Origin of the sequence: Luteitalea sp. (assembly GCF_022842525.1) — a bacterium.
Lineage (GTDB): Bacteria > Acidobacteriota > Vicinamibacteria > Vicinamibacterales > Vicinamibacteraceae > Luteitalea.
In genome coordinates this window covers 30,531-44,430 of sequence record NZ_JALHPM010000027.1, presented here as the reverse complement: position 1 = coordinate 44,430, position 13,900 = coordinate 30,531, and the positions used below count along the sequence as shown (strand labels likewise).

Here is a 13,900-nt window from a genome sequence, read left to right as displayed (position 1 = left end):
AGCGGGACCGCCTGCGTCAGTGACTCGACGCGATCGAGGGCGATCAGGCAGGCCGCCATCAGCGCGAACCCGATCAGCATCGCCGTCCGTCGACCGAACCTGACGCCGATCACGCCGGCGGGCAGCGCGCCGGCGACCCCGCCCAGGGCCCAGGCGACGAAGCCCAGGGTCACGTCCTCGGGACGGACGCCGAACCGCGCCGTGCCGTGCAGGGCGAACCACGTGGTGAACGTCTGGAACGTCAGCTGCAACAGCAGCGCGGCGACGAAGATGGCGCGCAGGCCGGGGATGCGGCCACGCAACCCCTCGCGCAGCGCGGCGGTGAACGACGCGCCGGATGCGCTCGCCGCTGGCGCGTCGGCGGCCGCCGGCGTACCCCGCAGCCCCAGCGCGAAGGCCACCGCGATCAGCACCACGGTCGCCGAGGCCACGAGGAATGCGCGCGACATCCCGAGCGTGCGCCCCAGCATCAGGAAGACGATCGCGCCGACGGCACCAGGTCGGCCATCAGCGCCTGGAACGGCGACCGTTGGACGTTGATGCCCGTGTAGAGCACCACCATCGCGGCGACCACGCCGCCGAGGCCCAGTGCCGCAGAAGACGGGAACACGGCCATACCGACCGCGGAGAGCACGAGCCCGCCGATCACGATCGGCAGCCGGCTGGCGCCGCGGGCGACGGCACGATCGGACGACGCGCCCGCCAGCGGCACGAGCAGCAGCAGGAGGACGTTGTCGAGGGCCATGACCAGGCCGATCAGCGTGCGGCGGTCTCCGAGCGCATCCTGGACGAGCACAGGGACGAACGTGCTGAGCAGGGGACCGGTGACGCCACTGAACAGGCCGCCGAGCCCGATGAGCAGGCAGGTGATGTACGGGACGCGCAAGGGTTGTGCCGAGATGGACTCCGTCTGCACGCCTGCACCACGGGCACGGCGATGACGGCGTGTGGCGAGATGATCGGCGAGCCGAAGGCGAGACTCAATACCTGAAAGGCACTAGGCCGAGGCTCGGCCGGTCGGTTCCTCGTCGAAGCCCGACCGGTCCTCCCGCAACACCCACGATCGCAGCTCGCCAGGCGTCGTCGCGGTCGACGTGACGATCACGTACGAATACACCGGCCACGCATGGTCGAGGTCGAACTGCGACGGCACCGCCGGCACATCCGGATGCGAGTGATAGATGCCGACGATGTCGAGGCCGCGCGTGCGGGCGTGGCGCTCGCCCCGCAGCATCTCGGTCGGCCCGATGAGGAAGCGGTTGCGCCGCGCATCGGGCTCGCGCTCGTTGGAGATGGGCAGCAACTCGCGGACGATCTTCCGTCCGGTGTCGTCGAGCACGCCCAGCATCAGGCCGCAACACTCGTTCGGATGCTCGGCTTGCGCATGGGTGGCGATGGCGGCGCGGTGCGCGGGAGCGAGGTCGATCATGCAGGGGTTCCGTTCCAGAACTCGTCCGTGAGGTAGCGGGCGCCGGCATCGCAGAGCACGGTGACCACCACCGATCCCGGCGGCAGCGTCCTTGCGAGACGGACGGCGGCGTGGACATTCGCGCCCGCGCTGACGCCCACGAAGAGACCTTCCTCGCGGGCAAGGCTCCGCGCCATGGCCTGCGCGTCTTCGGTGTCCACCGTCACTTCCGCATCGGCGATCGTGGGGTCGTAGATCCCGGGCACGACCGCCGTCGGCATGTGCTTCATGCCTTCGATGCCGTGCAGGGGCAAGTCCGGTTGCATCGAGATGCAGCGTACCTCGGGCGCATACGCCTTGAGGCGCCGGGCGGTGCCGACGAACGTGCCGGACGTGCCCAGGCCCGCCAGGAAGTGGGTGACCCGACCCGAGGTCTGGTCCCAGATTTCCACGCCCGTGTGCTCGTAGTGCGCGCGCCAGTTGGCGGCGTTGTTGTACTGGTCGACGTAGAAGTACCGCCCGGGATCCGTGGCCAGCAAACGCCGCGCCTCGTGCTGCGCCCCGTCGGTGCCCGCCAGCGGGTCGGTCTCGATGACCTCCGCGCCGTAGATGCGCAACATGCGCTTGCGCTCGGGGCTCGCGTTGGACGGCAGGCACACCGTCACGGGATGTCCCAGCGCCGCCCCGATCATCGCGTAGGCGATGCCCGTGTTGCCGCTCGTGGCATCGAGGATCGTCTTGCCGGGGACGAGGGCCCCTGCCTGCAGGCCCTCGATCAGCATCGCCAGGGCCGCGCGGTCCTTGACCGATCCGCTCGGGTTGAGGTGCTCGGCCTTGGCATGGACCTCGACTCCCTCGGGGACACCGGCCGCCGGTCCCGCGACCCGCCGCAGGCGCACGAGCGGCGTCCGGCCGATCTGGCCGACGATGCCGTGCCTCACTCCGTGGCTCCTTCGAGCAGCAGCCGCTCCACGGTCGCGGTCATCTGCTCGCGAGCGCGCACGTAGAACTCGCCACTGGCGGCACTCGGGAACCCGGTGTGCGTGGCCCGCACGCGGCCATCGCGGCCGAGGAACAGCGTGGTCGGGAACGCGTCCAGGTGCGCGACCTGGGGCAGCAGCGACGGCGCGTCGCTGGGCAGGCCCGCGAGCAGCACCGGGTACTCGATGCCGTACTGCGCCACGAAGGCGCGCAGGCGTGACGGATCGGCGAGCTGCTCGGCTTCCTCGAAGGAGAACGCCACGACCTCGAGCCCCTGCGCGTGGTAGGCCCGACGCAACTCGACGAGGAACGGCGCCTCGTCGTGGCAGTTCGGGCACCAGCTGCCCGTCAGGCTGATGACGACGACCCTGCCCCTGAGGCGCGGGTCCTGATCGGTGACGACCCGCCCGTCGAGGTCGGTGAAGCTGAAGCGCAGCGGTGTGGAACGGTCCGTGATGATGGTGTGCTGGGCCGAGTCGGTCGGCACGGGCAGCCCGGCGGTGCCGGCCTCGATGGCCGTGAGCGTCTTGCTGCGGTTCTGCACGAGCGTCAGCGTGCCGTCGGCGTTGGGGGACACGTCCAGCCGGAGTGGACGAGCGCCCGAGAAATGGCTGAGGACGAATCGCGTGCCGTCGAAGCGACCGGTGAGCGCCCCGGTGTCGCCGTCCACGCGCAGGATCGACGCCGTCACGTCAGCCCCCTGCTGTCGCACGATGAACCGCCAGGCGGTCTCTCCCTTCGGACTCTGCACCGGGATGACGTACAGCCCTGCGATCGACGGCACGGTCGCCGCATCGATCACTTTCGCGGCGGGCTCCGCCGTGCGTGTCGCGCGGAAGGGCAGCGGTGGCCGCGTGCCACGCGCGTACTGCCCCTCGAGACGGCCCTCGACCACGCGGGCGGTGAGCGTGGCGGCGTACGACGGATAGGTGAACACGACCGTCGTGCCGTCGCGCGTGCCTGGTGCCGACGGGATGCGTCGGTCGCCATCGAAGAACGAGGCGACGAGCGCGCCGTCGCGCTCGCCGATCTCGAAGCGGAACGGCACCTCGACCGTGTCGACGAGGACGATGCCGTGCCAGGCGCCGTCGAGGGGCGTGCGGTCGTGCACGCTCCAGCCGATGGCGGCTGCGGCGGGAAGGGCGATCAGGGCGAGCGCGGCCAGCGTGGTGCGGGCGCGGCGCGTCGGTATGGAAGGCATGGTGGTCGTACTCCCTCGAACTCTCGGGAGACCAGCCGCCGGACGGGATGGAGAAGCACCTGACGTTGCCGTCAACGACAAAGGCCACCATCCGCTCCGGATGATGGCCTCGCTGGTGGTGCCGTGTCGTGCCTACTGCTGCCAGGGTCTCATCCGCACACGAAGTCCGTCCTGCAACAGCAGGCCAGGCAACAGAGCGGACAGGTGCGGGACGGGGCAGTCATCGGCGATGGCAGTCGGAGACTGCTTCAGCAAGCCTGAGGCCATGCTGGCGTGTCGACAAGGCGCAGGTCTGTCATACGGTGGCAGCTCTAGGGCGCCTGGCGCTTGGCGGAGATCCATCCGCCCTGCTCCGTCCCGTTCCCGTCTGCGCTGAGTGCGACCGTCCACCCGCCGACAGTCTGCTGTTGCTGTCTGCCCGGATCCGCTACAGAATGCGCGCATCGGTTCCGGAAATGGTCGCCACGCTCCGTTTCCTCCACACGGGGCGCCCGGCCAGCCGATTCGGGTCAGGAGCAACGACGTGAAGAAGACGACGACGTGGTCCGGTGTGCGGCAGGTGACGCGCCGGGAGTTTGTCGGCGGTGCGATCGCCACCGGCGCGCTGTTTGCGCAGGCCCCGGCGCTGCTGCGCGGCCAGAACCTGAACAGCAAGCTGAACATCGCGGTGATCGGCGCCGGCGGGCGCGGTCGTGCCAGCATCAACGAGCTGACGCTCAACCCGGCCGAGCCGCCCAAGCGCACCGACGGCAGCGGTCCCCTCGAGAAGCATCCCGACGAGAACATCGTCGCGCTCTGCGACATCAACCAGGAGTCGCTCGATTCGGCCGGCGTACGCTTCCCGCAGGCGAAGAAGTTCACCGACCTGCGCAAGGTGTTCGACGACCCGAAGGCGTTCGACTCGGTCGTGGTGGCCACGGCCGAGCACACGCATGTCTTTGCCACGTACCTGGCGCTGACGCACGGCAAGCACGTCTACTGCGAGAAGCCGCTCGCCTACAACATCTGGGAGACGCGCCTCATCCGCGAGACGGCGCGCAAGAACCCCAGGTTGTCGACCCAGATGGGCAATCAGGGGCATGCCTCGCCGCAGCGCCGGATGATCAAGGAGATCCTCGACACCGGCGTCATCGGCAAGGTCAACGAAGTCCACGTGTGGGCCAGCCGGGCGTGGGGGCTGCAGGATGCCGCCTCGGCCGAGAAGTTCGACAAGCCGCACGGCTTCTACAACGGCATCCAGATCGTCGATCGGTTCCCGGAGGAGATGCCGGTACCGCCGAGCATCCACTTCGACCTGTGGATTGGCCCGGCGCCCGTGCGTCCCTTCCACGCGACGTACTTCCCGGGGCCGCGCTGGTACCGCTGGTGGGACTTCGGCAACGGGACGATGAGCGATCTCGGCAGCCACGACAACGACGTGCCGTACACGGTGCTCGATCTGTGGCGGCAGGATGCGACCGCAGGCCGCTACCTCGCGCCGCTGTCGGTGGAGGCCGTGTCGCCGATGGGCAAGGCGCACAAGGAACTCGCCCCAGCCACGCTCAAGGCGACCTACGAGTACGCGGCGGTCGGCAATCAGCCGGCGCTGAAGCTCGTGTGGCACCAGGGCGACAGCAAGCCACCCGGGTGGACCGAGGCCTGGGGCGCGCGCTCCTGCATCTTCCTGGGCGAGAAGGGCATGCTGCTCGGCAACGGCAAGCTGCTGCCCGAGGATCGGTTCGTCGACTTCACGATGCCGGCCGAGACCCTGCCGCGCTCGCCGGGGCACTGGGTGGAGTGGGTGGATCACATCAAGGGCAACGGGCCCGTCCCCGGCTCCAACTTCCAGTACGCCGCGTGGACGACCGAGGCCAATCATCTCGGCAACGTCGCCTACCGCACCGGCAAGAAGATCGAGTGGGACTGGAAGACGATGCGGGCGAAGAATGCGCCCGAGGGCGCGCCGTACATCCGGCGTCCCGAGTTCCGCAAGGGCTGGGACAGCATCCTGAAGGCCACGTAGAACGGCGAACGTAGAACGCCGACGCCAGCAGGCGGAATGCCGAACGGGGGCGTCCTCTCATCAGGGGACGCCCCTGTGTCGTGAAACGTGTCTGTGCCCGGTGGTCGCGCGATCGTGACAAGAACACCGCCCGGGAGGCGCCACTGATGCCGGAAGACACGCGAGTCGAGCAGGCCGGAGCCATCGTCTATCGCCGACACGAGGCCACGGTGCGCATCCTGGTCGTCGAGGCACGGCAATCACCAGGCCAGTGGGTGTTTCCCAAGGGCCACGTCGAGCCGGGCGAGACCGTCGAGGTCGCGGCCCTGCGCGAGGTGCGGGAGGAAGCCGGGGTGGAGGCCTCCGTGGTGATGCCGCTGGCGTCACTGGACTTCCGCTCGGGGAGCGAGGACGTCCGGGTGCAGTACGTCCTCGCCCGTCACGTGGCCGACACGCACGCCGCCGAGCCGCGCGCGGTGCACTGGTGGACTGTCGGGCACGCCCTCACCGCGCTGACTCACGACGATGCCCGGCACCTTCTGCGCGGGGCGCTCGCCTTCATCGCCGACGACACCGCCCGCCAGGACCTGCAGTCGTCTGCGTCACAGACCGGAGACGACCGCTTTGTCGACCTGCTGTTGGCCGAGTACGGTCACACGGCGGACTCACTGCTGAGCAATGAGCAGGACGGTGAGAAGCGCGCCAGCTTCTTCGTGGCGATTGCCGCGGGTGCCGGTGGCGTGCTGACCTTCGCCCTCGGCGGGCGCGCCCAGCTCGGCCCGGCAGACGTCAATCCGCTGGTCGTGCTGATGCTGTTGGTGGTGGTGGTGCTGGGCTTCTTCACGCTGGTGCGACTGGCGCACCGCAATCGGGTCACCGACGGCTACAAGCAGGGGTTGCATCGGGTCCGGCGATATCTCCTGACTGGTCCGGCCGATGCGCGCAGAGCCTTCCTCGCCTTCGACCCGTACCAGAGTCCGCGGCGCAGACGGCCGTCCTGGCGTGCCATCGGGCGGGGCGGCTGGCTCGAGACCGTTGCTGCCGTCGAGTCCCTCCTCGCCGGCGCGCTGGCAGCGATGCTCGTGCCCACCCGGTCCTGGTGGGCCGATGCAGGCATCGGCGCCGTGGCGGCCGTCCTGGTCTGGATCCTGCTGATGCGGCGCGCCCGTGCCGCCAGCGCCGATGAGGGCACGTAGAACCCGGAACAGCATCCAGCACGTCGGAGGCAGAAGCGCCGCTGAGGTAGTATCGGCGGCGTAGCCGAGACGGTCGTGTTCTCCTCGCGTCGGGTGCGGCGCGTGCAGCGCGTGCAGGGCGCGCGGCATCTGATCATCGGTCTGACGCTCGCCACGGCGGGCGCTCAGGGCATTGCCGCCGGCCACCATGTCAGCTGGATCGACTACGTGGCCGTGGTGTCTGGCGCGTTGCTGATGGTGGCATTCGTCCGGGACCTGCGGGCGGCGGGTCACGCGCCCGCAGCTCACGCACACCACGGCATCAACTGGGTCGACGTGTTCGCCGCCGTCGTGACGTTGGTCGAGGCGGCGCATCTGCAGCACCTCGGCAAGGTCCGCCTTCCCATCGCCTACGCGTTGCTGGCCGTCTTCCTGCTCGCCATCGGCCTCTTCCATGGTCGCCTGGCCCAGGTTCGACGGCTCATCGTGGACGAGGACGGGTTCGACATCCGGCTCCACCCCTGGCGGCGCGTCCGGCACGCCTGGCGCGACCTCGCGGCCGCCTCGGCTGACGGCTCCGTGCTGACGCTCACCGGCCTCGATGGGCGCGTGACCCGGCTCAACCTGGCCGACGCGCCGGAACGTGCCGCCGTCATCGATGCCTTTCAGCGACCGATGGCAACGAGCGCCCGCTGCAGGCGGGCGTCCGCGTCGGCGGCGACGTCGGTCAGGGCCTCGACCTGCACGAGGTCGAACATGACGGCCGGCTTCGCGATCGACACCACGGATCCGCCGTCCTCCTCCCACACAGCGACATTGCAGGGCAGCAGCAGACCCATGCCGATCTCGTGCGTGAGCGCCTGGTACGCCAGGTGCGGATTGCAGGCGCCCAGGATGACGTAGCGGCGGAAATCCTTGTCGAGCTTGGTCTTCAGCGTCGCCGTGACGTCGATCTCGGTCAGCACGCCGAAGCCCTCCCCCTTGAGTGCCTCGACGGTTCTGGCGCGGGCGTCGTCGAACGCCACGCCGGCCAGATGGGTCGTGTAGCCATACGCCGGGTCTGAGGTGGTCATGTGGTCAGGATGCCGATCGCGGCGCCAACGTGACACGCAGCGCGCGCCACCTGGGCTGTGGCGCAGGGCGCGGTGACGGCCCGCTCGGAGAGCGGGCCCTACCCGGTTCCCGGTTCCCGGTTCCCGGTTCCCGATTCCCGATTCCCGGTTTCCCGACTCCCGCCTACGGACGTCGCGCCGTCATGACGCCGCGGTCGGCGACGGTCTCCTGGAACACGGGGTCCGTGAAGCCGGCGTCGCGCAACATGCGGTCGTACTCGGTGGTGGCGTAGCACTTGCCCTGCGAGGCGTGCATCAGCAGCACCGAGTACTCCGCCACGGCGATGGGCCCCGTCTTGTCGGCATCGATGAACGCGTCGTGGATGACGACCAGTCCACCGGGGGCCAGGCTCGCGAAGGAGGCGGCGAGCAGGTGACGCACCTGTGGCTCATCCCAGTCGTGGAGCACGTTGGAGAACAGGTGCACGTCGTGATCGGGCGGCAGCGGGTGCGAGAAGAAGTCGACCGTCACGACGTCGATGCGGTCGGCGAAGCCGCGCTCGGCCACCAGCGCCGTCGAGACGTGCTGGACGGGGGCCTGATCGAGCACGGTCGCCCGCAGCGCGGGGTGTCGTGCCGCGAGCATGCACGCGTAGACGCCCGACCCGCCGCCGATGTCGAGCAGTCGTGAACGTCCCTCGAGGTCCAGCACGGCGGCCAGGGCTTCACCCAGGTAGAGTCCGCGGCAATCCATCGCCGCCGTGAAGCGCCGCGCGAAGGCCTCGTCGTGCATCGCCACGTGCCAATCTCGCCCGTCCCTCGCCCCGCCCCAGCTGGCCGGTTGCCCGGAGGTCAGGATGTGGACGAAATCCTGGACGAAGGGACGTTCCTTCAGCGCCGCGAAGTACGGCGCCAGATACCAGGGTGACCCGGCCACGAGGTGCTCGCGTCCGGTGGGGGTGACGTGGAAGACCTCACCGTCGCGGCGGACGTAGTCACGGGCGGTGAACAGCGTCAGCATCACGTCGGCCGGTCGCGCGGCGAAGCCGAAGTGCGCGCAGATGCCGACCAGGCTGGCCGGATGCGCCGCGAGCCAGGTGAAGAAGTCGAACTCCACCAGGGCCGCGGTGACCAGGTCGGCGGCGTAGAGGCCGTCGCGGTACCGGTAGAGCGAGAGCGGCGACGTCGTGGGGGCAGCGAGCAGGTCAGGGGACATGGTGGTCTATGGTCGCCCGGTTGGGGCCCGCACCGGGCGGCCGGGGCGAGCGCTGGTGATCTGGCCCTTGTCGACGACCACCACGCCATTCACGATCACGTACGGGATGCCGGCTGAGGGAATGGTGGCGTCCTCGTACGTGGCGCGATCGATCACGGTCGCGGCATCGAAGACGGTCAGGTCGGCATCGGCGCCGACGCGGATGCGGCCCTTGTTCGCCATCGCCGGCACCCGTGGCTCCAGCCGTCGGGCTGGCGCCAGCGTCATCCGTCGCACGGCGTCCATCAGATCGATCGCGCGCTCGTCCCGCACGTACCGTCCGAGCACTCTGGCGTAGGTTCCCGACGTGCGCGGGTGGCCGCGGCCCTTTTCGATGAAGCCATCGCTCGCAATCATGGCGAGCGGACTGACGATGGCGGCGCGCGTCTGTGCGTCGCTGCGGTTGTGGATGATGATGGTGCCGCCGGTCTGGCGCGCCTGCGCGAAGGTCGCGCGCGTCAGGCGTTCGCCCGTGGCGACGAGCTGGTGCTGGCCGAAGCGCTCGTCGGGCCACGAGGGCCAGTCGTCGAAGAGCGCCGACTGGATCTCGGTCATGCCGGCACCGTACGGGTAGGCCTCCGTGGTGACGTCCTGCCCGGCGTCGCGCGCGGCCTGGATGGCGCTGAGGAAGGTCGCGATGTCGTCGCCGGCCACCGAATTGACGTGGACGATCTGCAGGGGGGCGCCTGCGGCCTTCGCGGCGGCGATGGTCTCGTGCAGGCCAGGTACGCCGCCGCGCATGTGGATGTGCGCCGAGGCCCCGCCCCGGGCCGCCACGCGGAACATGCGCTCGATCTCGGCCATGGGCGCGCCCGGGGTGTACGCGCTCCCGAACCCGACGGCCACGGCACCCTCGGCGAGTCCCTTGCGCAGCAGGACCTCCATCTCGGCCATCTGCGCCTCGCTGGCGCTCCCGCTGCCACCGATGCCGGCAGGCAGCAGGCCGGTGCCGGGGTCACCGAGCACGCGCATGCGCACGGGAATGTGGCCGATCGAGACGCCATGATTGACGATCTGCCCGCCGTCGCGCGCCGCGTACCACGCCGCCACGTCGGCCGTGCCCACCTCCAGCTCGAAGGCCGACGTGACGCCGTCGCGCACCATCATCCGGTACGACTCGTCCTGTTGCCCGTGCTCGTGCAGGTCGATGAAGCCAGGCGTCACGACATGTCCGGCCGCGTCGATCGTGCGGGTGCCCGGGAGCGGCACCTCGGAGACAACCGCGATCGTGCCGTTGCGGACGCCGAGGTGCCGCACCGCATCGAGGCCGGACTCCGGATCGAGCACCCGCCCGTTGGCGATGACCAGATCGTGCGGCGGTTCGGGCGCGGGCGCGGGCGCGCAGGCCCAGACGCCGATGGCGGCCGCGTACGCGAGGACGACGAGGAGGTGATGGCGACTTGGCATCGATCAGTCCAGGAGCTCGTAGGGCACGCGCACGCAGTCGTAGACGCGTCGCGCTCGTTGATCCCGTGTCACCAGGGTGGCGCCCGCATGGAGCACGGTGGCGGCGATGAGCGCGTCGTACACGGCCCCGCCAGTCAGGCCCTCGCGGCTGGCCATCTCGATGAGACCCAGGTGGCTCCGCGCCGGCAGCACGAGGGGCGCCTCGCCGAGGCAATGGGCGAGGAACGCCTCCACGACGTCCGCCGGCGCTCGATGAGGGGGCGGCAGGCGCGTCAGGACCGAGAAGGTCTCGATGACCACGTGCGCGGGGATCCTCGGCCTTCCGGCCACAACCGCCGCCGCCGCCGTGTGCCCCTCGTGCCAACTGGCAAACGCCGCCACCATCACGCTCGTGTCCACGGCGATCACCGGCGTGTCCCCTCCAGTGTGGCGCGGACAATCTCGTCGGTCAGTGGCGGCAGGTCGCTGGCCGGAACCGCCACGAGGGCGCCGGCGCGTCGCCGCAGCGACATCGCGGCAGCCACGGGGGTGATCTCCAGCAGGCCGTCACGTTCACGGATCTCGACCACCTCGCCCGCCTCGAGACCGAGCCTGGTGCGGATGGCCTTCGGGATGACAATTCGGCCGGCACCGTCGATGGTAGTCTGCATGGCAGAATCCTACCATCCGGGTGCGTGCGGTGTCCCTACTTCACCCATGCCGGGATGACACCCATGTGGATGTCGAACACCCACGGGCCGAGGAGGACGAGCAGGCCCACCACGATGGGCACGAGCAGGACGTTCAGCAGGAACCCGGCCCTGACCATCGCCAAGAGTGGCAGCACGCCACCGCCATAGACGATGGCGTTGGGCGGCGTGCCGACAGGCAGCATGTACGAGCAGTTGGCCGCCAGAGCGGTAGGCACGAGAAACAGCATGGGGTTCTCGCCGAGGCTCAGCGCGAGCGCGCCGGCGATGGGCAGGAACGTCGCGGCGGTCGCCGTGTTGCTGGTGAGTTCGGTGAGCAGCAGGATGCCGAACGCGACGATGCTGAGCACGGCCATCGTGGGCAGGTGATTGAGCTCACGCGCCAGGCTGCCGAGCCAGGTGGCGAGTCCGTGGGCCTCGATGTTCCCGGCCAGGCTCAGGCCGCCGCCGAACAGCAGCAGCACGCCCCAGGGAAGGCCTTTCGTGGCGTCCCACGTCATGACGAACTCGCCGCGCTTCAGGTTGACCGGAATCATGAACAGCAGCAGGGCGCCGGCAATGGCGATGGTGGTGTCGGAGACCAGCGGCACCACCCGCGCGATCAGCGGCTGGGCCACCCAGCACCCGGCAGTCAAGAGGAAGACCGCACCCGAGGCGAACTCGCCCCAACTGACCGGTCCCAGGCGATCGCGCTGTTCCTCGATGAGGGCCTCGAGTCCCGGCAGCGGCGTCGTCCCCAGTGTGAACATGACTCGCGTGAGCACGAGGTACACCGCCGCGAGCGCGACCAGCGCTACCGGGACGCCGACCAGCATCCACTCCCCGAAGCCGATCGTGATCTGGTAGACCTCACTCATGTACGCCGCCAGCAGCGCATTCGGTGGCGTCCCGATGAGCGTGGCCATGCCGCCGCTGGTCGCGCCGTAGGCGATCGACAGCAGCAGCGCGGTGCGGAAGTCGCTGGATTCTCGGGAGAGGCGTCCCCCCGTCGTCGGCACCAGGTGGGCCACCGACATCGCGATGGGCAGCATCATCAGCGTCGTCGCCGTGTTGCTGACCCACATGCTCGTCAGCCCGGAGGACAGCAGGAACCCCGCGATGATCGCCTTCGGCCTGGTGCCGAGGCGGCGCACCAGGCCAATCGCGATGCGCCGGTGCAACTGCCAGCGCTCCATGGCGAGCGCGATGATGAAGCCGCCGAGGAAGAGGTAGATGATCGGGTTGGCATACGGCGCGGCCGTGGCGCGGATGTCGCCCAGGCCGAGGGCCGGAAAGAGCACGAGCGGCAACAGGGCCGTGACGGGGATCGGGATCGGCTCGGTGATCCAGAAGATCGCCATCAGCATCCCGGCGCCGGCGGTGCGCCAGCCTTCAGGGCTCAGTCCCTCGGGCGGCGCCAGCAGCACCGTGGCCGCCAGCGCCAGCACGCCGAGCAATCCGCCCAGCAGCTGGCGACGTCCGTGCCCGTGCGTGTGCTGGTCGTCGTGGTGGTCGACAGGCGTGGCGTGGGTCACGAGTGCAGGCTCCTGAGCACGGCATGGAGCCGCGGCTTGGCTTCGATGCCGATGCCCGGGACCTGCGGCAGGCCGACGAATCCGTCGACCACGGGCGTGTCGTCGGCGAAGCCGCCGAAGGGCTGGAAGACGTCGGGATACGACTCGTTGCCACCCAGCCCGAGTCCGGCCGCGATGTTGAGCGACATCTGGTGGCCGCCATGCGGGATGCAGCGGCGCGCCGACCAGCCATGCGCGCGCAGCATGTCGAGCGTCCGCAGGTACTCCACCAGGCCATACGACAGCGCGCAATCGAACTGCAGCCAGTCGCGGTCGGAGCGCATGCCACCGTGCCGGATCAGGTTGCGGGCATCCTGCATGGAGAACAGGTTCTCGCCCGTCGCCATCGGTCCGGCATAGTGCTCGGCCAACTCGGCCTGCAGCGCATAGTCGAGCGGGTCGCCTGCTTCCTCGTACCAGAACAGGCCGTAGGGCTCGAGCGCCTTGGCATAGGCGATGGCGGTGGGCAGGTCGAAGCGGCCGTTGGCATCCACCGCCAGCCGGTCCCCGGCGCCGACCACCGCCAGCACGGCCTCGATGCGCGCCAGATCCTCGTCCAGTGACGCGCCGCCGATCTTCATCTTCACCACGGTGTAGCCGCGGTCGAGATACGACCGCATCTCGTCCTGCAGCGCCGTCAGGTCCTTGCCCGGGTAGTAGTACCCACCGGCGGCATAGACGAACACGCGGTCGTCGACCTGCCCTGCGTGGTACCGGTCCGCCAGCAGGCGAGACAGCGGCTGCTCCGCGATCTTCGCCACCGCGTCCCACACCGCCATGTCGACGGTGCCGATGGCCACCGATCGCTCGCCGTGTCCACCGGGCTTCTCGTTGGCGAACATCGTCGCCCAGATGCGATGCGGATCGAGGTTGTCGCCGGCCTCGTTCACCAGCGACGCCGGATCGGCCTCCCGCAGGCGCGGCAGGAACCGCTCCGCCAGCAGGCCCTGCTGCGCGTATCGCCCGTTCGAGTTGAACCCGTAGCCGACGACAGGCGCGCCGTCGCGGATCTCGTCGGTGACCACTGCAACGACGCTGACGTTCATCTTCGAGAAGTCGATGTACGCGTTGCGGATCGGCGACGAGATCGGGACGACGGCGGAGTGGATGGCGGTGATGCGCATGGGCAGTGGGCGGGAACCGGGAACCGGCAACCGGGACGGACGCCCTACTCTAGACGGAACGCGCCCGGTTCGCG

The 13,900-nt window shown here is 69.6% G+C and carries 13 protein-coding genes and 1 pseudogene; 2 read left to right on the top strand and 12 right to left on the bottom strand.

Annotated features, from left to right (window positions below; genetic code table 11):
* The 5 genes and pseudogenes from Q0C41_RS08025 to Q0C41_RS08005 form a co-directional block, all read right to left on the bottom strand.
* A pseudogene (locus Q0C41_RS08025) lies at positions 1–470 on the bottom strand (hypothetical protein); the annotation flags it as partial.
* Positions 470–916, bottom strand: a complete 447-nt coding sequence (locus tag Q0C41_RS08020) for a hypothetical protein (protein ID WP_291982619.1) — start codon at positions 914–916, stop codon at positions 470–472. The gene Q0C41_RS08020 and the pseudogene Q0C41_RS08025, both read right to left, overlap by 1 nt.
* Positions 917–997: 81 nt before the next feature.
* Positions 998–1,429, bottom strand: coding sequence for a M67 family metallopeptidase (locus Q0C41_RS08015; protein ID WP_291982617.1), 432 nt, complete (start codon positions 1,427–1,429; stop codon positions 998–1,000).
* Positions 1,426–2,349, bottom strand: coding sequence for a PLP-dependent cysteine synthase family protein (locus Q0C41_RS08010; protein ID WP_291982616.1), 924 nt, complete (start codon positions 2,347–2,349; stop codon positions 1,426–1,428). The genes Q0C41_RS08015 and Q0C41_RS08010 overlap by 4 nt, the downstream gene beginning before the upstream one ends.
* Positions 2,346–3,590, bottom strand: a complete 1,245-nt coding sequence (locus Q0C41_RS08005) for a TlpA disulfide reductase family protein (RefSeq protein ID WP_291982614.1) — start codon at positions 3,588–3,590, stop codon at positions 2,346–2,348. Before Q0C41_RS08005 ends, Q0C41_RS08010 begins: the two co-directional genes overlap by 4 nt.
* Before the next feature lie 523 nt (positions 3,591–4,113).
* Here Q0C41_RS08005 and Q0C41_RS08000 point away from each other — a divergent pair.
* On the top strand, positions 4,114–5,592 hold the full coding sequence (locus Q0C41_RS08000) for a Gfo/Idh/MocA family oxidoreductase (protein WP_291982612.1): 1,479 nt from the start codon (positions 4,114–4,116) through the stop codon (positions 5,590–5,592).
* 80 nt (positions 5,593–5,672) lie between these two features.
* Positions 5,673–6,767, top strand: coding sequence for an NUDIX domain-containing protein (locus Q0C41_RS07995; protein ID WP_291982611.1), 1,095 nt, complete (start codon positions 5,673–5,675; stop codon positions 6,765–6,767).
* A 644-nt stretch (positions 6,768–7,411) separates the two neighbouring features.
* Here Q0C41_RS07995 and Q0C41_RS07990 read toward each other — a convergent pair.
* From Q0C41_RS07990 to Q0C41_RS07960, 7 genes are all read right to left on the bottom strand, one after another.
* Entirely contained in the window at positions 7,412–7,819 is a 408-nt protein-coding gene (locus Q0C41_RS07990; protein WP_291982609.1) for a DUF302 domain-containing protein, read from the bottom strand.
* Between the two features lie 163 nt (positions 7,820–7,982).
* Positions 7,983–9,014 carry a methyltransferase gene (locus Q0C41_RS07985; RefSeq protein ID WP_291982607.1) on the bottom strand — a complete coding sequence of 344 codons (1,032 nt, stop codon included), beginning with the start codon at positions 9,012–9,014 and terminating at the stop codon, positions 7,983–7,985.
* 6 nt (positions 9,015–9,020) lie between these two features.
* Positions 9,021–10,460, bottom strand: coding sequence for an amidohydrolase family protein (locus Q0C41_RS07980; RefSeq protein WP_291982605.1), 1,440 nt, complete (start codon positions 10,458–10,460; stop codon positions 9,021–9,023).
* 3 nt (positions 10,461–10,463) lie between these two features.
* Positions 10,464–10,868 carry a PIN domain-containing protein gene (locus Q0C41_RS07975; RefSeq protein ID WP_291982602.1) on the bottom strand — a complete coding sequence of 135 codons (405 nt, stop codon included), beginning with the start codon at positions 10,866–10,868 and terminating at the stop codon, positions 10,464–10,466.
* Positions 10,865–11,110: an AbrB/MazE/SpoVT family DNA-binding domain-containing protein gene (locus Q0C41_RS07970; RefSeq protein ID WP_291982600.1), complete on the bottom strand. Its 246-nt coding sequence runs from the start codon at positions 11,108–11,110 to the stop codon at positions 10,865–10,867. Before Q0C41_RS07970 ends, Q0C41_RS07975 begins: the two co-directional genes overlap by 4 nt.
* 35 nt (positions 11,111–11,145) lie before the next feature.
* A complete protein-coding gene (locus Q0C41_RS07965; protein WP_291982598.1) occupies positions 11,146–12,663 on the bottom strand; it encodes a DASS family sodium-coupled anion symporter in 1,518 nt (505 codons plus the stop codon).
* On the bottom strand, positions 12,660–13,826 hold the full coding sequence (locus tag Q0C41_RS07960; RefSeq protein ID WP_291982597.1) for a mandelate racemase/muconate lactonizing enzyme family protein: 1,167 nt from the start codon (positions 13,824–13,826) through the stop codon (positions 12,660–12,662). Before Q0C41_RS07960 ends, Q0C41_RS07965 begins: the two co-directional genes overlap by 4 nt.
* Positions 13,827–13,900 lie beyond the last annotated feature (74 nt).